Annotated in this window: 17 protein-coding genes and 1 tRNA gene; 4 read left to right on the plus strand and 14 right to left on the minus strand. The window is 73.6% G+C overall.

Features of this window, described 5'->3' with window-relative positions; translation table 11 throughout:
• Positions 1-484: 484 nt before the first annotated feature.
• Together ACA511_RS33695 and ACA511_RS33700 are read right to left on the minus strand one after the other, a co-directional pair.
• Positions 485-557: transfer RNA gene (locus ACA511_RS33695), tRNA-Leu, on the minus strand.
• A 166-nt stretch (positions 558-723) separates the two neighbouring features.
• On the minus strand, positions 724-2,130 hold the full coding sequence (locus ACA511_RS33700) for an NAD(P)/FAD-dependent oxidoreductase (RefSeq protein ID WP_375028742.1): 1,407 nt from the start codon (positions 2,128-2,130) through the stop codon (positions 724-726).
• Between the two features lie 219 nt (positions 2,131-2,349).
• Between ACA511_RS33700 and ACA511_RS33705 the strand changes: the two genes are divergently transcribed.
• Complete coding sequence (locus ACA511_RS33705) at positions 2,350-2,997, plus strand: DUF4232 domain-containing protein (RefSeq protein WP_375028743.1); 648 nt, start codon at positions 2,350-2,352, stop codon at positions 2,995-2,997.
• Here the strand turns inward: ACA511_RS33705 and ACA511_RS33710 are convergent.
• On the minus strand, positions 2,994-3,815 hold the full coding sequence (locus tag ACA511_RS33710; RefSeq protein WP_375028744.1) for a uracil-DNA glycosylase: 822 nt from the start codon (positions 3,813-3,815) through the stop codon (positions 2,994-2,996). The two genes, ACA511_RS33705 and ACA511_RS33710, sit on opposite strands and share 4 nt — an antisense overlap.
• A gap of 150 nt (positions 3,816-3,965) precedes the next feature.
• On the opposite strand from ACA511_RS33710, the gene ACA511_RS33715 reads away from it, so the two are divergent.
• The gene (locus tag ACA511_RS33715) at positions 3,966-4,739 is read left to right on the plus strand and encodes a DUF2510 domain-containing protein (protein WP_375028745.1); all 774 of its coding nucleotides are present in this window, start codon (positions 3,966-3,968) and stop codon (positions 4,737-4,739) included.
• Between the two features lie 15 nt (positions 4,740-4,754).
• Here the strand turns inward: ACA511_RS33715 and ACA511_RS33720 are convergent, their stop codons facing one another.
• The 4 genes from ACA511_RS33720 to eno all read right to left on the minus strand — a co-directional run bounded on the left by ACA511_RS33720 (position 4,755) and on the right by eno (position 8,116).
• Complete coding sequence (locus ACA511_RS33720) at positions 4,755-5,702, minus strand: exopolyphosphatase (RefSeq protein WP_375028746.1); 948 nt, start codon at positions 5,700-5,702, stop codon at positions 4,755-4,757.
• A complete protein-coding gene (locus ACA511_RS33725) occupies positions 5,699-6,271 on the minus strand; it encodes a DUF501 domain-containing protein (RefSeq protein WP_375028747.1) in 573 nt (190 codons plus the stop codon). Before ACA511_RS33725 ends, ACA511_RS33720 begins: the two co-directional genes overlap by 4 nt.
• Positions 6,272-6,288: 17 nt before the next feature.
• On the minus strand, positions 6,289-6,750 hold the full coding sequence (locus ACA511_RS33730) for a septum formation initiator family protein (RefSeq protein ID WP_375028748.1): 462 nt from the start codon (positions 6,748-6,750) through the stop codon (positions 6,289-6,291).
• 82 nt (positions 6,751-6,832) lie between these two features.
• On the minus strand, positions 6,833-8,116 hold the full coding sequence (gene eno, locus ACA511_RS33735) for a phosphopyruvate hydratase (protein ID WP_375028749.1): 1,284 nt from the start codon (positions 8,114-8,116) through the stop codon (positions 6,833-6,835).
• 267 nt (positions 8,117-8,383) lie between these two features.
• On the opposite strand from eno, the gene ACA511_RS33740 reads away from it, so the two are divergent.
• On the plus strand, positions 8,384-9,742 hold the full coding sequence (locus ACA511_RS33740) for a sensor histidine kinase (protein WP_375028750.1): 1,359 nt from the start codon (positions 8,384-8,386) through the stop codon (positions 9,740-9,742).
• Positions 9,743-9,748: 6 nt separating this feature from the next.
• On the opposite strand, the gene ACA511_RS33745 is transcribed toward ACA511_RS33740, so the two are convergent.
• The 7 genes from ACA511_RS33745 to mfd all read right to left on the minus strand — a co-directional run bounded on the left by ACA511_RS33745 (position 9,749) and on the right by mfd (position 19,410).
• The gene (locus tag ACA511_RS33745; RefSeq protein WP_375028751.1) at positions 9,749-10,105 is read right to left on the minus strand and encodes a tetratricopeptide repeat protein; all 357 of its coding nucleotides are present in this window, start codon (positions 10,103-10,105) and stop codon (positions 9,749-9,751) included.
• Positions 10,106-10,195: 90 nt separating this feature from the next.
• On the minus strand, positions 10,196-10,408 hold the full coding sequence (locus tag ACA511_RS33750; protein WP_375028752.1) for a hypothetical protein: 213 nt from the start codon (positions 10,406-10,408) through the stop codon (positions 10,196-10,198).
• Between the two features lie 71 nt (positions 10,409-10,479).
• Positions 10,480-11,424: an NADP-dependent oxidoreductase gene (locus ACA511_RS33755; protein ID WP_375028753.1), complete on the minus strand. Its 945-nt coding sequence runs from the start codon at positions 11,422-11,424 to the stop codon at positions 10,480-10,482.
• A gap of 118 nt (positions 11,425-11,542) precedes the next feature.
• Entirely contained in the window at positions 11,543-14,008 is a 2,466-nt protein-coding gene (locus tag ACA511_RS33760) for a penicillin-binding protein (protein WP_375028754.1), read from the minus strand.
• Positions 14,009-14,087: 79 nt separating this feature from the next.
• A complete protein-coding gene (locus ACA511_RS33765; RefSeq protein ID WP_375028755.1) occupies positions 14,088-15,080 on the minus strand; it encodes a YabN family protein in 993 nt (330 codons plus the stop codon).
• A gap of 5 nt (positions 15,081-15,085) precedes the next feature.
• Positions 15,086-15,742, minus strand: a complete 657-nt coding sequence (locus ACA511_RS33770) for a hypothetical protein (RefSeq protein ID WP_375028756.1) — start codon at positions 15,740-15,742, stop codon at positions 15,086-15,088.
• 59 nt (positions 15,743-15,801) lie between these two features.
• A complete protein-coding gene (gene mfd / locus ACA511_RS33775; RefSeq protein ID WP_375028757.1) occupies positions 15,802-19,410 on the minus strand; it encodes a transcription-repair coupling factor in 3,609 nt (1,202 codons plus the stop codon).
• A 170-nt stretch (positions 19,411-19,580) separates the two neighbouring features.
• Between mfd and ACA511_RS33780 the strand changes: the two genes are divergently transcribed.
• Positions 19,581-20,507: a class I SAM-dependent methyltransferase gene (locus ACA511_RS33780; protein WP_375028758.1), complete on the plus strand. Its 927-nt coding sequence runs from the start codon at positions 19,581-19,583 to the stop codon at positions 20,505-20,507.
• The last annotated feature ends 37 nt before the right edge of the window (positions 20,508-20,544 follow it).

Consider the following 20,544-nt stretch of genomic DNA (forward strand, 5'->3'; position numbering starts at 1 on the left):
CCCGCGAGTTGATCGGAGATCAACGAGCATGGTGGCCCGCCCTCGGGGGTTCCAGGGGGTCGGCCCCCTGGGTAAACAATGCGGGCCACCCGCGAGTTGATCGGAGATCAACGAGCATGGTGGCCCGCCCTCGGGGGTTCCAGGGGGTCGGCCCCCTGGGTAAACAATGCGGGCCACCCGCGAGTTGATCGGAGATCAACGAGCATGGTGGCCCGCCCTCGGGGGTTCCAGGGGGTCGGCCCCCTGGGTAAACAATGCGGGCCACCCGCGAGTTGATCGGAGATCAACGAGCATGGTGGCCCGCCCTCGGGGGTTCCAGGGGGTCGGCCCCCTGGGTAAACAATGCGGGCCACCCGCGAGTTGATCGGAGATCAACGAGCATGGTGGCCCGCCCTCGGGGGTTCCAGGGGGTCGGCCCCCTGGGTAAACAATGCGGGCCACCCGCGAGTTGATCGGAGATCAACGAGCATGGTGGCCCGGCGCGTGCCCCTGGTCGGACTCGAACCGACACGATGGCTCTTTTAGGGAGCCTGCCTCTGCCATTGGGCTACAGGGGCGGCGTCATCATATCGAGTCAGGGGCTGAGAACGGCGCGTCCTTTCACGGGGTTGGGGGAGACGGCCGGGTCCGGCCAGTTCGACAGCGCCAGTCAAGAAGCGCCACGGTCCCGCCGGACAGGCCCGCGTGGACGTGCCCGACCCGCTCTCACCTCGGTGGACGGAGTCAGGCCGACACGTTCTCCTGGGTGCGCCCTGCGGCGAGTTCGAATTCCTGGCGCGGCCGTTCCAGCTCGGCCAGGGAGACGATTTCCCGCCGGAAGAAGAACGCGAGTGTCCAATCCATGGTGATACGGAACTTGCGGTTGACGGTCGGCATCCGCGACAGGTGGTAGGTGCGGTGCATGAACCAGGCGGGGAGGCCGCGCAACTGCACTCCGTAGACGTTGGCGACGCCCTTGTGGAGGCCGAGGCTCGCGACGGAACCGACATAGGCGTGCTTGTACGGCTTTCGCGGCTTGCCGTGCACGTCCGCGGCGATGTTGTCGCCGAGCCGCTTGGCCTGCCGGACGGCGTGCTGGGCGTTGGGCGCGGTGAACTCGCCCTTTCCGCTGAGGTCGGGGACGGCGGCGTTGTCGCCGGCCGTGTACACGTGCTCCAGCCCTTCGACGGTCAGTTCGGGGGTCGCCTTGAGGCGTCCCTTGTCGTCCAGCGGCAGGTCGGTGTCCTTGAGGAGGGGGTGCGGTTTCACGCCGGCGGTCCAGACGAGGGTGCCTGCGTCGAACTCCTCGCCGTCGCTCAGCACGATGTGCCGTTTCTCGGCGGACTTCAGCAGCGTCTTCATCTTGATCTCGATGCCGCGGCGGCCCAGCGCGTCGGCGGTCCAGCGGCCCATCTCCGGGCCCACCTCGGGCAGGATGCGGTCGGTCGCCTCCACCATCATCCAGCGCATCTCGCGCGGGTCGATCGTCGGGTACCACTTGCACGCGTCCCGCGCCATGTCCTCCAGTTCGGCCATGGCCTCGACTCCCGCGAACCCGGCCCCGACGAACACGAACGTCAGCGCGCGCCTTCTGACGTGCTCGTCGTCCGGGTTGGCGGCGGCGATGTCGAGCTGGTGGAGGACGTGGTTGCGCAGGAAGATCGCCTCTTCGACGGTCTTGAAGCCGATCCCGCTTTCGGCGAGCCCGGGGATGGGCAGCGTCCGCGAGATGGAGCCGGCCGCGACGACGAGCATGTCGTAGCCGACGTCGCGCGCGGCGACGCCGTCGGTCCGCGTCCCGGCAGGGCAGACGGTGATCCGCTTGGACGCGTGGTCGATCCGGGTCACGAACCCGTTGACGATCCGGCAGCGTCCGAGGACCTTGCGCAGCGGCGCGACCACGTGCCGCGGCTCCAGGTTCCCCGCGGCCGCCTCGGGGAGGAACGGCTGGTAGGTCATGTAGGACTGGGGGTCGACGACGGTGACGACCACCTCGCCCCGGCGCAGCTCGCGGCGGAGCCTGCGCTGCAGGCGCAGGGCCGTGTACATGCCGACGTACCCCCCGCCGACGATCACGATCTGCTTCGCCGATCCCCCGCCGCGCGCCGAGGTGCCCGGAGGGCCGCTCGTCCGAACCGATGTAGAAGGCATGTCCGGAGCGATACCCGTACGCCCGGCATGCGAACTTCATGGCCCCTTCCGGCATCTCACCGGATGTATCACCAGAAAGAGGACGGCGGGATCAGGGCCGGACGGGGGCGCCAAGCGGCCGCGGACGGCGGACCGGGACGGGGGCCGGTCACCACGCCCGCGGCCGCTTGGCCAAGGCCCTGACCTGCCGTCGCTCTCGTTCACCGGGGGGTGGGCACGATGCCGCGACTGATCTGGGGGATTGTCGTCGCCGCCGCCGTCACCGGAGCGCTCGCCGGATGCGGGTCCAGCCCTGACGCGGGCAGCGCGTCGTCCAGCGGGGGTGCGACGGCGGGTCCGGCTTCGTCAGGGACGTCCGCCACGGCCACGGCCACAGCCACGGCCCCGGGGACCGGTTCGCCCGGTTCGCCCGGCGCGCCCGGCGCGCCCGGTGCCGCGGCGGGGAGCCCGCACTGCACCAGCGGCATGCTCGGCGCGTCGCTCACCGACCTCGGCACCGCGGCGGGGAACCGCTACGCGACGCTCGTCCTGACGAACAGGTCGGGCAAGAACTGCACGACGGGCGGCTGGTCGGGGCTCCAGCTGTCCGGCGCGGACGGGACGGTCCCGACGAAGGTCGTCCGCGAGGGCGCCGCGCGCACGATCACGGTCGGCAACGGCGGCCGCGCCTACGAGCGGCTGCACTGGGCGGTCGTGCCCGCCGGGGACGAGCCGGACGACGCGGGCTGCGAGCCCGAGCCGTCCGCGCTGAAGGTGATCGCGCCCAACGACACAGAGCAGATCACCGCGAACTGGACGTACGGGGCGGTCTGCCAGCACGGCCGGATCCGCCTCCAGCCCCTCACGACGAACCCGGAGCCTCGCTAGCGGTAGTCGCGGGCGCGGGTGAGGACGGCGTCCAGCATCTCCTCGGTGACCCGGCCGGTGAAGGTGTTCTGCTGGCTCGGGTGGTAGCAGCCCAGCAGCAGCACGGGGTCGCGCCGGGCCACCGAGGGCGGCGGCGCCAGCTCCGCCTCCGCGCCGTGGCCGAACTTCGGCCGCGGCCGCGGCACCCCGTACCCCGCCTGCTTGAGCGCCGGCCACACGCCCTGCCACGCGAACCCGCCGAGGCACAGGACGCAGCGGACGCTCGGCGCCACCATCTCGACCTCGCGGGCCAGCCACGGCAGGCACGTCGTCCGCTCCAGCGGCGTCGGCTTGTTGTCGGGCGGCGCGCAGCGGACGGTCGCCGCCATCCGCGCGCCGATGAGCCGCTGCCCGTCGCCCGCGCGGACGCTGGTCGGCTGCGCCGCGAGCCCCACCCGGTACAGGGACGCGAACAGCCAGTCGCCCGACCGGTCGCCGGTGAAGATGCGCCCGGTGCGGTTGCCGCCGTGCGCCGCCGGGGCCAGCCCGATGATCAGGATGCGCGGCTCGGGGTCGCCCCACCCGGCGATGGGGCGGCCCCAGTACTCCTCGCCGGCGAACGCGCGGCGCCGCTGGACGGCGACCTTCTCCCGCCACGCCACGAGCCGGTCGCAGGCGCGGCACACCGACTGGCGGGCGCACAGCTCGTCCAGACCGGGCGCTTCGGCGGCCAGCTCGACGACCTCGCCGGTGCCGTGGGCGACGGGGGTGCCCGGCGTCGCGGGATCCTCCGGCCACCCGGATCCGGGCGGCACGAACGGGGCGTTGGCGGTCGGCATACCATCGATCGTCCCACGCCGCGCCGTCTCGCCCGGCGGTGGCCGGGTTCCGCCCATGCCGGGTGCGGGACGGGCCTGGTCGGTACGATGCGTTCGCCGGTCGGGGAGGCGGGTGTCCGGCGTCGCCATCGTGCCCAGCGGGAGGCAGGAGTGTCGCAACCGGGCTGGTACCCCGACCCCTACGGCACCGGGAGCCTGCGCTGGTGGGACGGCCGGACCTGGACCGAGCGCCTCAACCCCGAGCCCGACCGGCCGCCCCGGCTGCCCCCGCCGCGGCAGGAGAGGGCGCCGGTCCGCGAGGAGGCCGGCGCCGCCCGCGCCGCCCCGCACGCGCAGCGCCCCTCCTGGGACCGCGCCCCGGACGTCCAGGGGCTGGACGTCACCCTGCGCGGCCTGCACCTGTACGCCGACGACCAGGGCCTCGCCTACGCGGACGCGTCGCTCACCTGGCCGAGGGTGGAGTGGGTGGCGTACTGGGCGGCCGACCGCCCGGCCGGTTCCGGCCACCGCCCCGGCACGCAGTGGATCTTCCAGGCGGGCCGGTTCCCGTTCCGCGGCGGCCCGCGCGTCGAGGTGGTGATCGAGCCGGACGCCGTCCCGGGCCGGGACCCCGACCCCGAGCACGTCTGGGGGCGGCTGATCCAGCTCTGCCAGGAGCACGCGGAGCCGCGGCTGGTCGCCGAGCTGGCCGGACGCGTCCGGGCCGGCGACTCGGTCGACGTGGCGCAGGGGCTGACCGTCCATCCGGGCGGGGTGCGCGGCAACCGGGTGTCGCTGAGCTGGTCGTCGATCTCCGGCGCGACCGTCGACCGGGGCCGGGTCTGGATCCAGCAGGCCAGCAGCAGCGCGCCGATCCTGTACGTCCCGCAGCAGAACCCGAACGCGGTGCTGATCCCCGCGTTGCTGGCGCGGCTCAAACGCTGAGCGCCCGCGCCGGGCTCAGAGCAGCGACCAGGCGATGCCGTCCAGGATGTCGTGCTCGCTGACGACGACGGCGCCGAACCCGTACTCCCGCATGATGCGGTCCAGGATGAGCGCGCCCGCGCCGATCACGTCGACGCGGCCGGGGTGCATGACGCCGATCTCGGCCCGCTCGGCGCGGGTGGCGTGCAGCAGCCGCCGCGTGACCTCGTGCACCTGGGTGGCGGTGATGCGCGACAGGTGGATGCGGGACGCGTCGTACTCCGGCAGGTCGAGCGCGATCCCGGCGACCGTGGTGACCGACCCGGCGAGGCCGACGAGCGTGCGCGCCTCGTCGACCGGGACCCGTTCCCGGACGGCGTCGAGCGCGGTGTCGATGTCGGCGGCGGCGCCGGAGATCTGCTGCGGGGAGGGCGGGTCGTCCTTCAGGTGCCGCTCGGTCATCCGCACGCAGCCGATGTCGATCGAGCGGGACGCGCCGGCGGTGGAGCTGCCGAGCACGAACTCGGTGGAGCCGCCGCCGATGTCGACCACCAGGTAGGGGCGGGCGGGCCGCAGCTCGGCCAGCTCGCGGGTGGCGCCGAGGAACGACAGCTCGGCCTCCTCGTCCCCGCTGATCACCTCGGGGACGACGCCGAAGATGTCGAGGACGCCGCTGACGAAGTCGGACCGGTTGGCGGCGTCGCGGGTCGCGCTGGTCGCCACCACCCGGGTCTTGATCGGGCCGTGCCCGGTGCCGGCGCCGTGCCGCTCGATCAGCTCGGCGTAGCCGCGCATCGCGGTGAAGGTCCGCGCCAGCGCGGCGGGCGAGAGCCGCCCGGTCTCGTCGACGCCCTCGCCCAGCCGGACGATCTCCATCCGGCGCTCGACGTCGGTCAGCCGCCCGCCGCCCTCGCCGGGCACGATGTCGGCGATCAGCAGGCGGACCGAGTTCGTCCCGCAGTCGACGGCCGCGACCCGCGTCACTCGCTCTCCCCCGGTTCGGCCCGGTGATCCACCCGGGCCCGCTCGATCTGGACGCCCTCAGGCTGGACGCCCTCAGGCTGGACGCAGGGCCCGGACCGCCACCATTCGGGCAGCGCCTCCAGGCCCTCGCGGCCGAACGGGTTCGCGCCGGGCACCGCCAGCTCGTGCGCGATCAGGGCGTGCAGGCACTTGACGCGCTCGGGCATGCCGCCGGCGCTCTGCGTGCCGGCGGGCAGCGGTTCGACGCCGTCCTCGCGGGCGGCGTCGTCGCGGCGGCGGAGGTAGTCGTCGTGGGCTGCGGCGTACTCGTCCCTGAGGGACGCGTCGCCGGCGAGCCTGGCCTGCATGTCGCGCATGACGCCGCTGCCCTCCAGCGTCCCGATGGCCGAGGCGGCCTTCGGGCACGTCAGGTAGAACAGCGTGGGGAACGGCGTCCCGTCGGGGAGCCGCGGCGCGGTCTCGATCACCGCGGGCAGCCCGCACGGGCAGCGGCTCGCCACCGCGCGCACACCGCGCGGCTCCCGTCCGAGCTGGGCCGCGACGGCGGCCGTGTCACCTGCTTCGATCATCTGTCCCCACCCGCGAATCAGCGCGGCCGGTCGGCGGCCTCCACCGACCGCCACAGGGTCTCGTACCACGGCGGCCTGCTCGGCGGCCCGCCCCGGCGCGCCTGCCGGCCCTCGGCCCCGGTTCCGTCCAGCACGATGTAGCACTTTACGTCAGGACGGCAGTAATGAAGCCGTCGCGTCGCCTCACGCTCAATGTACGACTTATCACCCAATTGTTGCTTGCGCTGGGCGAGTTCCTCGACCTGCCCGCGGGCCGCGGCCTCCTTGTGCCGCAGGTCGGCGATCTCCTTGCGCTGGGCGATGTACTCCCGGACGGGGTAGGCGAGGCTCAGCGCGATCGCGCACACCACCACCGCGAGGATGGCGGCGCGGCTGGTCAGCGCCGGATTGCCGCGGCGCCCCGCGGATTCGCGGTCGTGCGCGCCGAGGTCGTCGCCGTCATCGTCGTCGCGGTCGTCGCGGTCGTCGCGTTGCGCCATACCGTCCCCTGCCTCCGGCTCGGCCGCCCGGGACCCGGCGGCGGGACGCGGCCGTCCCGCCCGCCGGGTCACCGGCCGCTGCTCAACCCCGCGCGTCGAAGCGCGGGAACGCGGCGGCGCCGGCGTAGCGCGCGGCGTCGTCCAGCAGTTCCTCGATGCGCAGCAGCTGGTTGTACTTGGCGACGCGGTCGCTGCGGGCCGGGGCGCCGGTCTTGATCTGGCCGCAGTTCGTCGCGACGGCCAGGTCGGCGATCGTGGTGTCCTCGGTCTCGCCGGACCGGTGGCTCATCATGCACTTGTAGCCGCTGGTCTGCGCGAGCGAGACGGCGTCGAGGGTCTCGCTGAGCGTGCCGATCTGGTTGACCTTGACCAGCAGCGCGTTCGCGGCGCCGGACGCGATGCCGCGGCCGAGCCGCTCGGGGTTGGTGACGAACAGGTCGTCGCCGACGATCTGGACGCGGTCGCCGACGGCGGCGGTGAGGCCCTCCCAGCCGGCCCAGTCCTCTTCGTCGAGGGGGTCCTCGATGGAGACCAGCGGGTAGGCGCTGAGCAGCTCGCCGTAGTAGGCCGCCATGTCGTCCGCGGACCGCTTGGTGCCCTCGAACGCGTACTGGCCGTCGGCGTGGAACTCGGTGGCGGCGACGTCCAGGGCGAGCGCGATGTCGCGGCCGGGGGTGAAGCCGGCCTTGCGGATCGCCTCCACGATCAGGTCGAGCGCGTCCCGGTTGCTCGGCAGGTCGGGGGCGAAGCCGCCCTCGTCGCCGAGGCCGGTGTTCAGGCCCTTGGACTTCAGCACCGACTTCAGCGCGTGGTAGGTCTCGGCGCCCCAGCGCAGCGCCTCGGCGAAGGTGGCCGCGCCGATCGGCGCGATCATGAACTCCTGGATGTCGACGTTGCTGTCGGCGTGCGCGCCGCCGTTCAGGATGTTCATCATCGGGACGGGCAGCAGGTGCGCGTTCGGGCCGCCCACATAGCGGAACAGCGGCAGGCCGGCGGAGTCGGCGGCGGCCTTGGCGACGGCCAGGCTGACGCCCAGGATCGCGTTGGCGCCGAGCGCGGACTTGGCCGGGGTGCCGTCCAGGTCGACCAGGAGCTGGTCGATCAGCCGCTGGTCGGACGCCGGGTAGCCGACGAGCTTCTCGTCGATGCTCTCGTTGACGGCCTTCACGGCGTTGCGGACGCCCTTGCCGCCGTAGCGCTCACCGCCGTCCCTCAGCTCAACGGCCTCGAACTGGCCGGTGGAGGCGCCGCTCGGCACGGCGGCGTGCGCCTCGGTCCCATCGGCGAGCAGGACCTCGACCTCGACGGTCGGATTGCCGCGGGAGTCAAGGATCTCCCGGGCGAGTACGGCCTCGATCGACGACACGGGGAACCCCCAGAGGATGCGGATGGTCTGGTGCGGTCACCGAGCCTATCCGCGCGGCCCCCGCACCGACCAACTGGCTCGCCGTGCAGGGCGTCCGCAGGGCGTCCGGCGGGTGCCGCGAGGCCGCGGCATGACCGGGTTTTACCCGTCCGCCACGGTGGCGTTTGCCCCGTTCAGGTAAGGAATCTCGGGAACAGGCAGGAACATACCCGGGAGGTCGCCATACGCGTCCGGCTCCGCCGGCCGTCCACGGGACTGAGCCACTGGATGTGGCGGGCCGTCCTGCATCGCCCGGAGATCCGCATCCGGATGACGCTCACGGCCACGCTGGTCGCGCTGGTGCTGTCCACCACGCTGTGCGGGGTCCTGCTGGTGCTGCTCAGGCAGCAGGCGACCGCGGAGACCGTGCGGGGTCTGGCCCGGGACGGGCGCAGGGTGGCGACGGCCATCAACGCCGGACGGCTGCGGAGTTCGATCGTGACCTCCGACGACGAGCTCCTGCAGGTGACGGACCTGAACGGGCGGGTGATCGCCGCCTCGCCGCGGATGCGGGGCCGCCCCCCGGTGCGCTTCGCTCGGCCGACGGCCGACGACCTCCGCCGCGACGGGCGCAGCTGCGACGTCGACGCGCCCGGCGGCGACTGCTTCCTCATCGTGGCCTACCAGGTCGGCGTCGGGCCGTCCGCGAAGATCGTCTCCTCGATGGCCCCGCGGCCGGGGCTGCTCCCGCACCCGGTGGCCGCACTGCTGCTCGTGCTCGGCATCCCGTTCATCACCGGCCTCGTCGGCTACGCGACGTGGCTGTCGGCGACCCGGACGCTGCGGCCGGTGGACGGGATCCGCCGGGAACTGGACGAGATCACCGCCACGGACCTGGAGCGCCGCGTCCCGGTGCCCGGCCGCCGCGACGAGGTGGGGCTGCTCGCCGAGAGCGTGAACGCGACCCTCGACCGGCTGGAGCAGGCGGTCGCGCGGCAGCGGGCGTTCGTCTCCGACGTGTCGCACGAGCTGCGCAGCCCGCTCACCGCACTGCGGATGGAGGTGGAGCTGGCGCTGGCCGCGCCGGAGGACAGCGACGTGCCGCGGACGCTGCGGGCGGTCCTGGAGAACATCGAGCGCCTGTCGGCGGTGGTGGACGACCTGCTCGCGCTGGCGCGGCTGGAGGCCGACCGGAGCTTCCCGCGCGAGCCGGTGGACCTGACCGAGCTGGCGGACGAGGAGGTCCTGCGCCGGCCGCGCCGCACCCAGGTGACCGTCCTGTCGGAGGGGTCGGTGACGGTGCGCGGCGGGCGCAGCGAGCTGGCGCGGCTGCTGACCAACCTGCTCGACAACGCCGACCGGCACGCGTCCGCCGAGGTCACGATGATCCTGCGCGCCGAAATGCCCGCGACCGCCGTCGTCGAGGTGATCGACGACGGTCCGGGCATCGCGCCGGAGGACCGCGAGCGGGTGTTCGAGCGGTTCACCCGGCTGGCCGAGGGCCGGCACCGCGACGCGGGCGGCACCGGCCTCGGGCTCGCCATCTCCCGGGACATCGCCCAGGCGCACCGCGGGTCGCTCGTCCTCACCGACCGGATCGACGGCCGCGACGGCGCCCGCTTCGTCCTCCGCCTGCCCCGCTCCTGACCGGGGTCAGTACAGGTCGGCGGCGGTGACGGTGACCTCGACGCCCGGCGCCGGGTCGACGCCCATCGCCTTGGCGAGCTTGCGGAACACGGCCGCCTCGTCCGCGCGGCCCCGCCGCTCCAGGGTGCGGGCCAGCGCCTCGTGGGCCCAGCCGTTGCACGGGTCGAGCTCCACGAGCCCGCGGAGGGTCGCCTCCGCGCGGCCGAGCTGCGCGCTGTGGAAGTAGGCGCGGCCGAGCAGCTCCACGACGGAGCGGTTGCCGGGGTTCTCCGCGGCGATCGGGGCCAGCAGGCGCGCCGCGCCGGCGTAGTCCTTGGCGTCGAAGAACAGCGTCGCGCGCTCGAACTCCTCGTAGGCGGTCATCGCCGCCTCCCCTCCGTTGCTTGACACAACCCGCAACCGGGGGCGGGGGGCCTTTGTTCCCGGGTGTTCCCGGGTGTTCCCGGGGCGGGCTCAGCCGAGGCCGAGGGAGTCGCGGAGGCGTTCGCGCTCGGCTTCGAGCTGCTCGATCTGGCCCTGCAGCTCCTCGCGCTGCGCGAGGTACTGGCCGGCGTCGATGAAGTCGCCGGCGTCGGCGGACGGCTCGGGCAGGTCGGCGCGGAGCCGGTCGAGGGACTCGTCGATCTCGCGGAGCCGGGTGCGCCGCTCGTCCTCGGTCTGGTTCATCTCATCCTCCCCGTCGGGTACGGCCCTTCATGCCCACGGGAGGCGCGGGCAGTCCTCGCCTCGCGCGGCGCTCAGACGCGGAGCACCGTCTTGCCGCGCGCGCCGCCCGCCCGGTTGGCGGCCAGCGCGTCGGCGGCCTCGGCGAGCGGCGCCTCGCGCTCGACCCGGACGCGGAGCTCGCCCGCGTCGATGAGGTCGGAGAGCCGCTCCAGGAGCGCGGCCGAGGGCTTGCCCTCGTAGTTGACGCCGCGCAGCTCCCTGGCCTCCATCGCGTCCGGGTTGACCGCCCAGGTGGTGCTGACGTACGTCCCGCCGGGGCGCAGCAGCTGCGCGATGTGCTCGGCGGCGGTGGTGTCGCTGACCGCGTCGAGGACGACGTCGACCCCGTCGGTGTGGACGGCGAGCACCTGCTGGTTGAGGTCGCCCTTGGAGTGGTCGACGGTCTCGTCCGCGCCGAGGCGGCGCATCGTCCCGGCCATGTCGTCGCGGGCGGTCGCGATGACCTTGGCGCCCGTGCGGGCGGCGAGCTGCACCGCGCTCTGCCCGACGCCGCCGGTGGCGCCCACGACGAGGACGGTCTGCCCTGCGTCGACGCGGGCCTCCTCCACGATGGCGAGCGCGGTCGTGCTCGCGGTCGGCACCGCCGCCGCCTGCGTGTAGATCATCCCCTCCGGCATCCGCGCGACCGGCCCGTCCTCGCGGACGATCGCGTACTCGGCGTAGCTGCCGAGGCCGCGCGGGGCGTCCAGGAAGCCCCCGTAGACCTGCTCGCCGTGCCGCAGCCGGACCACGTCCGCGCCGACCTCGTCCACGACGCCCGCGCCGTCCTGCCCGAGGATCAGCGGGAACGGCACGTCGACGGAGTCCTTGAGCATGCCGTCGGCGATCTTCCAGTCGACCGGGTTGAGCCCGGCCGCGACGATCTTGACAAGGATCTCCCCCGGCCCCGGCTCCGGGCGCGGCAGGTTCATCAGCGCCGGTGTGGCGCCGTACTCGGACACGGCGATGGCTCGCATGACGATCGTCCCCCCGATCGGATCTTCACGGGGCCGCGACAACCCCCGAGGTGATCTACCCGATCACCGGGCCGTCACACGGATCCGCAGGTCGCAGGGGTCGGAGCGGCCGTCTTCGTCAGGCGGGGGCCTGCTGCGCCGGGTCGCCGGGCAGCGGCGGGACGGTCACCGGCGGGCTCGGGCGCGGCGGCCCGCCGGGGCCCGGACCGCCGCCGTCGCCGGGCTCGTCCGAGCCCTCGCTGACGCGCAGCGTGATCGTCGTGCCGGGCTCGGCCGACCCGGGCCCGGGGTTCATCTCGGCGACCGTGCCCTTCTTGTACCGGCGCGACTCGACCGGCTCGCCCACCTCGGTCTGGAAGCCCGCGGCCCGGAGCCTGGCGACGGCCTCGGCGGGCTTCATGCCGCGCACGTCCGGCACCTTCGCCCGGTCCTCGCCGGACCCCTTGCTGAAGTAGTGCGACGGCGGGCGCTGGAACGACGACGCCGCCGTGCCCGCCAGCGCGCCGCTCATGCTCTGCTGCCAGATCGGCGCGGGGATCGTCGCCCCGAACACGGAGCCGTAGCAGGTGCCGTCCATGCAGAGGTTCCCCATCGGGTACCGGTAGCCGCCGCGCGGGTCGCCGACCCAGACGGCCGCCGCCAGTTCCGGGGTGTACCCGGCGAACCAGGCGGCGGAGAAGTCGTCGACGGTGCCGGTCTTGCCGGCGGCCGGACGGCCGATGCCCATCCCCTGCGCCGTGCCCTTGGTGAGGACGCCTTGCAGGACGTAGTTGACGGCGTCCGCCACGCCCTCGTCGATGACCTGCTCGCAGTCGCGTCCCGGCACCTTCAGCCGGTGCCCGGACGCGTCCCCGACCGCCTTGATCGCGGTCGGCCGGCAGTACTCGCCGCGCGCGCCGAACGCCGCGTAGGCGGCGGCGAGCCGCAGCGGCGACACCGGGTTGAAGCCGAGCGTGAAGGCCGGGTACTCCTCCAGCGGCTTGCCGTTCGCCTGCCGCATCCCGAGCCGTTCGGCCATCTTGACGGTGTCGCAGAGGCCGACCTTCTTCTCCAGCGCGAGGAAGAACGTGTTGACCGAGTGGTGCGTGCCGGTGACGAGGCTGAACTCCTTGCCGCCCTCGCCGTCGGCGGCGTTGCGCAGGGACGCGCCGGGGTCGCCGACCCGGGCGCCGTCGCAGTTGCGGAAGCCGACGGGGGTGAACTCGCGCGGCGCCATCAGCCGGGTGCCGAACGGCAGGCCCTCGTCCAGCGCGGCGGCCAGCGTGAACGCCTTGAACGTCGACCCGGCCTGCATGCCGATGCTGGAGCCGTGGCTGGCGTCGGCGGCGAAGTTGATCCAGGTCTTGCCGCGCTCCTTGTCCGGCCCGAGCCGCCGGTCGACGACCAGGGCCTTGATCTCGCCGGTGCCCGGCTCGACCATCGCCTCGGCGGCGGCCTTGTGCGCCGAGTTCTTCGGCGGGACGTGCTGGTCGACGGCGCGCTGCGCCGCCTTCTGCGCCCGCGGGTCCATGGTGGTGCGGATCGTGAGGCCGCCGCGCTTGAGCAGCTTCTCGCGGTCCTTGGGCGTCTTGCCGAACACCGGGTTCGTGAGGATCTCGCGCTGGACGTAGTCGCAGAAGAACGCCGACCTGCTGGTGACGCAGCCGCTCCGGAGGTTGTCGACGTCCAGCTGGATGGGCCTGCTCCTGGCGGCGTCCGCCTTGGCCCGGTCGATCCAGCCCAGCTCGGCCATCCGGTCCAGGACGGTGTCGCGGCGCTGCCGGGCCTCGCCGGGGTGCCGGGTCGGGTCGTAGGCGTAGGGGTAGCGGATGATCCCGGCGAGCAGCGCCGCCTCCGGCAGGTTCAGCTCGGACGCGTGCTTGGAGAAGTAGTGCCGGGACGCGGCCTCGACGCCGTAGGCGCCGTCGCCGTAGTAGGCGATGTTGAGGTAGCGGCGCAGGATCTCGTCCTTGCCGAACTTCTCCTCCACGGCGACCGCGTACCGCAGTTCGCGGATCTTGCGGGCGGCGGTGACCTCCTTGGCCGCCTCCCGCTCCTCGTTGTTGTCGGCCTGGGTGAGCAGGAGGTTCTTCACGTACTGCTGGGTGATGCCGGAGCCGCCCTGCGTCACCTGCCCGCTGCTGAGGTTGCTGGCGAACGCCCGCAGCGTGCCCTGCATGTCGATGGCGCCGTGCTCGTAGAACCGGCTGTCCTCGATGGCGAGCACCGCCTGCCGCACCACCGGCGCGATCTTGGCGAGCGGGACGTCGACCCGGTTCTGGTAGAAGAACGTCGCGATCTTCGATCCGTCCGCGGCGAGGATCGTGGAGCGCTGCGGGACGCCGGACGTCGTCAGGTCGACCGGCTCGCTGTCGAACCAGCGGGCCGTGTCGCGGGCGCCGACCCCGGCCGTGCACGCGGTGGGCAGCAGCATCAGCGCGACGAGGAGGCCGGCGAGGCCGCCGAGCGCGCCCAGTCCGCGCAGCGCGCGGGCCTTCTCGGCCCGGCTCGTGGACGTGGTCAGGACGCGGCGGCGGCGCGGCGGGACGGGGAGCCCGCCCCTCGCGGCGCGATTCCCTGGTTCACCATCTGCCCCGGCAGGCACGCGCTTAGAGTAAACGTGCGTACGCGGCCGGACCACCCCATCGGCGATGTTCCGGTCGATTCCCCGCGATTCAGGCGAGCTACCGCCGTCGTTCCCACGCTCGGACACGATCGCGGAATACCCGCGAAACGGCGCGCAACTCCGCCTCCGGGTCGGCGCCCCGCTCCGCCGCCTCCCGGACGAGCGCGAAAAGCCTTTCCCCCACGTCGCTCCCGGCGTCCGAGGCGCGACCCTCGGCGAGCCCGTCGGCGAGGCCGGCCGGGGCCTCCAGCCGCGCGGCGCGGCGCTGGAGCTGCGCGGCCAGCGACAGCGCCGGCTGCCCCAGCGGGACGCCGTCGAGCGCCGACGCCTCGTCGCCGCTCTTCGCCGCCCGCTCGGCCGCCTTGATCTGCTCCCAGTTGGCGTTGACCTCGTCGGCGCCGGACACGGTCACGTCCCCGAACACGTGCGGATGGCGGCGCACCAGCTTCTCGACGATCGCGCCCGCGACGTCGTCGATGGTGAACGCCGTCTCGTCGTCGCGTTCGGCGGCCACCACCGAGTGGAACGCCACCTGCATCAGCACGTCGCCCAGCTCCTCGCGGAGCGCGCCGAGGTCGCCGGACTCGATCGTGTCGAGGACCTCGTACGCCTCCTCCAGCAGGTACGGGACGAGGCTGACGTGCGTCTGCTTGCGGTCCCACGGGCATTCGCGGCGCAGCGTGTCCATGACCGACACCAGGTCGAGCAGCCGCGCGCCCGGCAGGTCGTAGGAGCCGTGCAGGACCTCGACGTCCAGCGGATCGGCCACGACGAGCGTCCCGATCTCGCGCATCAGCGCCTCGTCGCCCTCGGGCGCGGCCACCCACACGATGCCGCCGTCCGGGGCCGCGGACCGCGCGTCGGCCACCAGCCGCGCCGCGTCGGGCTCCTCGACCGTCTCCGCGCCGACCCCGGCCTCGCGCAGCGCGGGCAGCAGCGGGTGCCCGGCGCGGAGCCGGACGGCGGCGGCCGACCGGAGCGCGTCCCACGCCCGCCAGGTCAGCAGGCCCGGCGCGACCCGGTGGGTGGTCGCGAGCAGTGTCAGGCTCATGCGCCTCAGATACCCGAGTCGGGGCTGGACAGCCGGTAGGTGATCGGGCCGACCTCGAACTTGCCCGGGTCGTAGGTCCCGTAGCGCGGGTTGACCTCGATGTGCATGCCGTCGGCGGTGCGCTGGAACAGCTCGTTCCACTGCCGGCCGGCCTGCTGCGTCGCCGGGCTCAGCCGGTTGTCCATGTCCGCGCCGAACCGCCGCATGACCGCGATCTGCGTCGCGACGAGCCGGGCCAGGTCGCGGGCGCGGTCGCGGGGCAGTCCGCTCGCCAGCGTGACCGAGTCGGCGCCGCCCTGCTGGTTCAGCGCCTGGACCGCGCCGTCGACCTGCCCGCCGCTGACCGTCACGCCCGCCTTGCGGGCGACCCTGTCGGCGACCTGGAAGTTGATCAGCAGGGTGAGCGCGCCCTGCAGATCGGACTCGGAGTCGCCGGCGAGCTGCGGCGCGACGCCCCCGGCGTTCGCGCGCAGCTCGTTGGCCGCCGGGTCGGCGCGGAACTGGGTGCGCCAGTCGCGGACGGTCTGGCTGAGGTCGGTGACGGTGATGCGGTCGTCGCCGACGAGGGCGGCGGTGCCGACCTTCGGGGAGCCGCCGCAGCCGGCCAGCGCGCCGGCCGCCAGCACGACCGCCACCGCCGCCTTCACGGACTTACCAGGCACGGATTCCTCGTCTCGTCATGAATGGTCTGAATCGGGGTCGGAGTCGGGATCGGCTCAGGCTACCGCTTGCCCGACGCGGTCGCGGGTTCGAGGAACAGGGCCTCGACCAGGTCGGTCGCCCACCTCAGCAGCTCCTGGTCGCGCAGCGGCCGGCCGCCGATCGCCGCGGTCTTCGGCGCCGGCACGAGCAGGGTGTCGGTCGCCGGCTTCAGGATGCTCTTCGGGTACAGCCGCTGCAGCCTGACCTGCTTGGAGTCGGGCAGGTCCACCGGGGTGAACTTGACGAAGGCGCCCTGGAGCGTGACGTCGGTGAGGCCCGCGCTCCGCGCCTTCGCCCGGAACCGCGCGACCTCCAGCAGGTTCAGCACCGGGACGGGCAGCGGGCCGAAGCGGTCCTTCAGCTCGTCGTGCACGGCGCCGATCTCGTCGTCGGACGTGATGGCGGCGATGCGGCGGTAGGCGTCCAGCCGGAGCCGCTCCCCCGGCACGTACTCGTGCGGCAGGTGCGCGTCGACGGGCAGCTCCACCCTGGTCTCGACGCTCTCCGCCCGGGCTCGGCCGCCGTTCTTCAGCTCCTGGACGGCCTCCCCCACCATCCGGACGTACAGGTCGAACCCGACGCCCGCGACGTGCCCGGACTGCTCCGCGCCGAGGATGTTGCCCGCGCCGCGGATCTCCAGGTCCTTCATGGCGACGTACATGCCCGCGCCGATCTCGGTGTGCTGGGCGAGGGTCGCGAGCCGCTCGTGCGCCGTCTCGGTCAGCGGCTGCTCGGGCTGGTAGAGGAAGTAGGCGTAGGCGCGCTCCCGGCCGCGTCCGACGCGCCCGCGCAGCTGGTGGAGCTGCGACAGGCCGTACATGTCGGCGCGGTCGACGATGAGGGTGTTGGCGTTGGGCACGTCCAGCCCGGACTCGACGATCGTGGTCGCGACGAGGACGTCGTAGTTCCGCTCCCAGAAGTCGACCATGACCTTCTCGAGCTCGTTCTCGTTCATCTGCCCGTGCGCGATGCCGATCCGCGCCTCCGGGACGAGCCGCGCCAGGTTCGCCGCGACCTTGTTGATCGAGCGGACCCGGTTGTGCACGAAGAACACCTGGCCCTCGCGCAGCAGCTCGCGGCGGACCGCGGCGGCGATCTGCTTCTCCTCGTACGGGCCGACGAACGTCAGGACGGGGTGCCGCTCCTCCGGCGGGGTGAGGATCGTCGACATCTCCCGGATGCCGGTGAGGCCCATCTCCAGCGTGCGCGGGATCGGCGTCGCGGACATCGCGAGGACGTCGACCTGCGTCCGGAGGCGCTTCAGCTCCTCCTTGTGCTCGACGCCGAACCGCTGCTCCTCGTCGATGATCACCAGGCCGAGGTTCTTGAACCGGGTCTGCGACGACAGGATGCGGTGGGTGCCGACGATGACGTCCACGGCGCCCTCGGACAGCCCGCGCAGCGTCTCCGCGATCTCGGCGTCGGTCTGGAACCGGCTGATCGGCTTCACCACGACGGGGAACGCCGCGAACCGCTCGGTGAACGTCGACATGTGCTGCTGGACGAGCAGCGTCGTCGGCACGAGCAGCGCGACCTGCTTGCCGTCCTGGACGGCCTTGAACGCCGCGCGCACCGCGATCTCGGTCTTGCCGTAGCCGACGTCGCCGCAGATCAGCCGGTCCATCGGGACGGGCCGCTCCATGTCGACCTTGACCTCGTCGATGGCGGCGAGCTGGTCGGGCGTCTCGTTGTAGGGGAACGCGTCCTCCAGCTCCCGCTGCCACGGGGTGTCGGGCGCGAACGGGTGGCCGGGGCTCGCCATCCGCGCCGAGTAGAGCCGGATCAGCTCCCCGGCGATCTGCTTGACGGCCTTGCGGGCGCGGGACTTGGCCTTCTGCCAGTCGGCGCCGCCGAGCCGGTGCAGGCTGGGCGCCTCGCCGCCGACGTAGCGGGTCAGCTCCTCCAGCTGGTCGGTCGGGACGAACAGCCGGTCGCTCTTGGCGTATTCGAGGATCAGGTACTCGCGGGTGGCGCCCTGCACCGTCCGGCTGACCATCTCCACGTACCGGCCGACGCCGTGCTGCTCGTGCACCACGTAGTCGCCGGTCCTGAGCTGGAGCGGGTCGATGCCGCCGCGCCGCCTGGACGGCATGCGCCGGGCGTCCTTCGTGGACGACTTCTGCCCGGACAGGTCGGTCTCGGTCAGCACCGCGAGCTTGGCCGACTCCCAGACGAACCCGTTCTCCAGCAGCCCGGTCGCGACGTTGACCAGCGCCGGCTCGGGCGGCCCGGCGAGGTCGGCGAGCCGCGCGCCGAGCCCCTCCTCCCCGACGAGCTGGACGAGCCGCTCGGCGGGCCCGTGCCCGGCGGTGACCATCACGACGCGCCAGCCGCCGTCGACCCAGCCCTTGAGGTCGCCGACGACGCGGGACGTGTCGCCCCGGTACGCCTCCGCCTGCCGCACGCCCAGGTTCAGTGCGTCGCCCGCGTCGCCCGCGTCATTCAGGGAGGACGACCCCCCTGTGCCCGCTTCGCCCGCCGTGAGCGGGTTCAGCGCCGTGACGCTCCACCGGGGCAGACCCAGCTCCGTGCTGTGCCGGCGCACCTCCTCCAGCGAGCGGAACGCGGCCGCGCCCAGGTCGATCGGCGCCTCTCCCCCGGCGGCGGCGTTGACCCAGCTCGCCTCCAGGAACTCCTGGCTCGTCCGGACCAGCTCCACCGAGCGTGTGCGGATCCGCTCCGGCTCGCACACCAGCAGCGCCGACCCGTCCGGCAGCAGGTCGGTCAGCAGCTCCATGCGGTCGGCGAGGACGGGCGAGAACGCCTCCATGCCCTCGACGGTGTCGCCGCCCGCGATCCGGCCGAGGATCTCCTCCAGCGCGGGGTGCTCTCCGGCGAGCAGCTTCGCGCGCTCGCGCACCTGCTCCGTCAGCGGCAGCTCGCGGCACGGCGGCGCCCACAGCCCGTCCTGGGCCACCTCCAGGGACCGCTGGTCGGCGGCCTTGAAGTAGCGGATCTCCTCGACCGTGTCGCCCCAGAACTCCACCCGGAGCGGGTGCTCCTCGGTCGGCGGGAACACGTCCAGGATGCCGCCGCGCACCGCGATCTCGCCGCGCTTCTCCACCAGGTCGACGCGGTGGTAGCCGGCCTCCACCAGGGCCCGGACGGTGTCGTCCATGTCGGCGTCCGCGCCGGAGGCGAGCCGCACCGGCTCCAGGTCGGCGAGCCCGGCGACGATCGGCTGCAGGACGGCCCGCACCGGCGTCACGACGACGTCCAGCGAGCCGCCCTTGCCCGCCAGGCCGCGCTCGGCCTCCTCGCCGGTGGGCGGGCCGCCGGCGTCGGGGTGGACGAGCCGGCGCAGCACCGCGAGCCGCTGCCCGACCGTGTCCGAGCGCGGCGACAGCTTCTCGTGCGGCAGCGTCTCCCACGCCGGGAAGTGCGCGACCCGGCCGACGTCCAGCAGGCTCGACAGGGCGGCGGTCAGGTCCTCGGCCTCGCGGCCGGTCGCGGTCACCGCGAGCACCGCGCCGCCGCCGTCCGCGCGGAGCCGGCGGCTCAGCGCGGCGGCGAGGATCGGCCACAGTGCGGCCGGCGCGACGACCTCCTGGTCGGCCCGCGCCCGCTTGAGGGCGCGCTCCAGACGGGGGTCTTCGCACGCAAGGTCAACAAGTCCAGAAAGCGTCATCTTCGCCCGCACAATCGCCGATAAACCCGAGGCAGGGCAGCCCGAAAAGCCGGAAATCCCCGCGGGATCCCAGCGCCTCGTACCAGGGTACGCGCCTCCCGCGACACGACGGTTACCAAGAAAGGGCAAATAGCGGACGGAGCGCAGTCGTGCGATTACGCTGCGAGATTGTGACCGATCTGCGTACGCCGCCGGTCAACGACGGCGATCTCTTCTCAGAACGCGCCCGTCAGTACGCCCTAGAGAAGCCCCTGCAGCGGATCCACATCCTGGAGGCGGGCTGCGGCTGGGGCACGGGCCTGGACCTCGGCGACCGCGAGCACCACGTCACGGGCGTCGACATCGAGTCCCCGGAGCTGCGCGCCCATACCTGCGAGCGGCCCGACCTCGACGCCTGGCACCTCGGCGACCTGCGCACGGTGCCGCTGCCGCCGCGCGCCTACGACATCGTGCACGCCTCGTACCTCATCGAGCGCGTGCCGCACGCCGAGCTGGTGCTCGACCGGTTCGTCGCCGCGCTGAAGCCCGGCGGGCTGCTGCTGGTGCACCTGCGCGACCGCGACACCGCGTTCGGCTTCCTGGACCGCAGGCTGCCCGGGTGGCTGCGCACGTCCGGCCGCCGCCGCGGCCGGCCGCGTCCGGGGCGGGGCCCGCGCGCGGGCCGGGGAGCGCGCGCCGGGCGAGGGGCGCGCCCCGGGCGGGGGCCCCGCGGCGCGCACGCCCGCGTCCCCCACCCGGCGGACGAGCGGGTCGCCGGGCCGGGGCCGGGGCCGCGGCGCGAGCCGCCCGTCCCCGCCCCGGCGCCGCGTCCCGCGTCCCGGCCGGAGCCGACGGTCCGGACGAGCCCGCCGCCCGCGGTCTACAGCCGGGTCGCGTCCCGGTCCGGCCTGCGCTGGTACTGCGTGATGCGCGGCCTGGTGATCGCCGAGGAGTACACGTCCCGGCAGGCCGTCGACGCGCTCGGGGCCGGAACCGGCCTCGCCGCGCTGCTGTGCCGGCTCGTGTCGGCGGCCACCCGGGGGCGCCTCACCGCAGACCACAGCGAGGTGACGCTGGTCATCCGCAAACCCGAGAACCGTTTCGCGCGGGTCATCTGACCGGGGGCTGGCGTGCGCGGGCCGGCGGCGACGCAGT

Origin of the sequence: Actinomadura sp. GTD37 (genome assembly GCF_041951365.1) — a bacterium.
Taxonomy (GTDB): domain Bacteria; phylum Actinomycetota; class Actinomycetes; order Streptosporangiales; family Streptosporangiaceae; genus Spirillospora.

Excerpts from the sequence above, each read along its gene's own strand:
- ACA511_RS33700 (WP_375028742.1), bottom strand. The coding sequence starts at position 2,130 with ATGCCTTCTACATCGGTTCGGACGAGCGGCCCTCCGGGCACCTCGGCG.
- ACA511_RS33705 (WP_375028743.1), top strand. The coding sequence starts at position 2,350 with ATGCCGCGACTGATCTGGGGGATTGTCGTCGCCGCCGCCGTCACCGGA.
- ACA511_RS33710 (WP_375028744.1), bottom strand. The coding sequence starts at position 3,815 with ATGCCGACCGCCAACGCCCCGTTCGTGCCGCCCGGATCCGGGTGGCCG.
- ACA511_RS33725 (WP_375028747.1), bottom strand. The coding sequence starts at position 6,271 with ATGATCGAAGCAGGTGACACGGCCGCCGTCGCGGCCCAGCTCGGACGG.
- ACA511_RS33730 (WP_375028748.1), bottom strand. The coding sequence starts at position 6,750 with ATGGCGCAACGCGACGACCGCGACGACCGCGACGACGATGACGGCGAC.
- ACA511_RS33740 (WP_375028750.1), top strand. The coding sequence starts at position 8,384 with ATGTGGCGGGCCGTCCTGCATCGCCCGGAGATCCGCATCCGGATGACG.
- ACA511_RS33745 (WP_375028751.1), bottom strand. The coding sequence starts at position 10,105 with ATGACCGCCTACGAGGAGTTCGAGCGCGCGACGCTGTTCTTCGACGCC.
- ACA511_RS33750 (WP_375028752.1), bottom strand. The coding sequence starts at position 10,408 with ATGAACCAGACCGAGGACGAGCGGCGCACCCGGCTCCGCGAGATCGAC.
- ACA511_RS33755 (WP_375028753.1), bottom strand. The coding sequence starts at position 11,424 with ATGCGAGCCATCGCCGTGTCCGAGTACGGCGCCACACCGGCGCTGATG.
- ACA511_RS33765 (WP_375028755.1), bottom strand. The coding sequence starts at position 15,080 with ATGAGCCTGACACTGCTCGCGACCACCCACCGGGTCGCGCCGGGCCTG.
- mfd (WP_375028757.1), bottom strand. The coding sequence starts at position 19,410 with ATGACGCTTTCTGGACTTGTTGACCTTGCGTGCGAAGACCCCCGTCTG.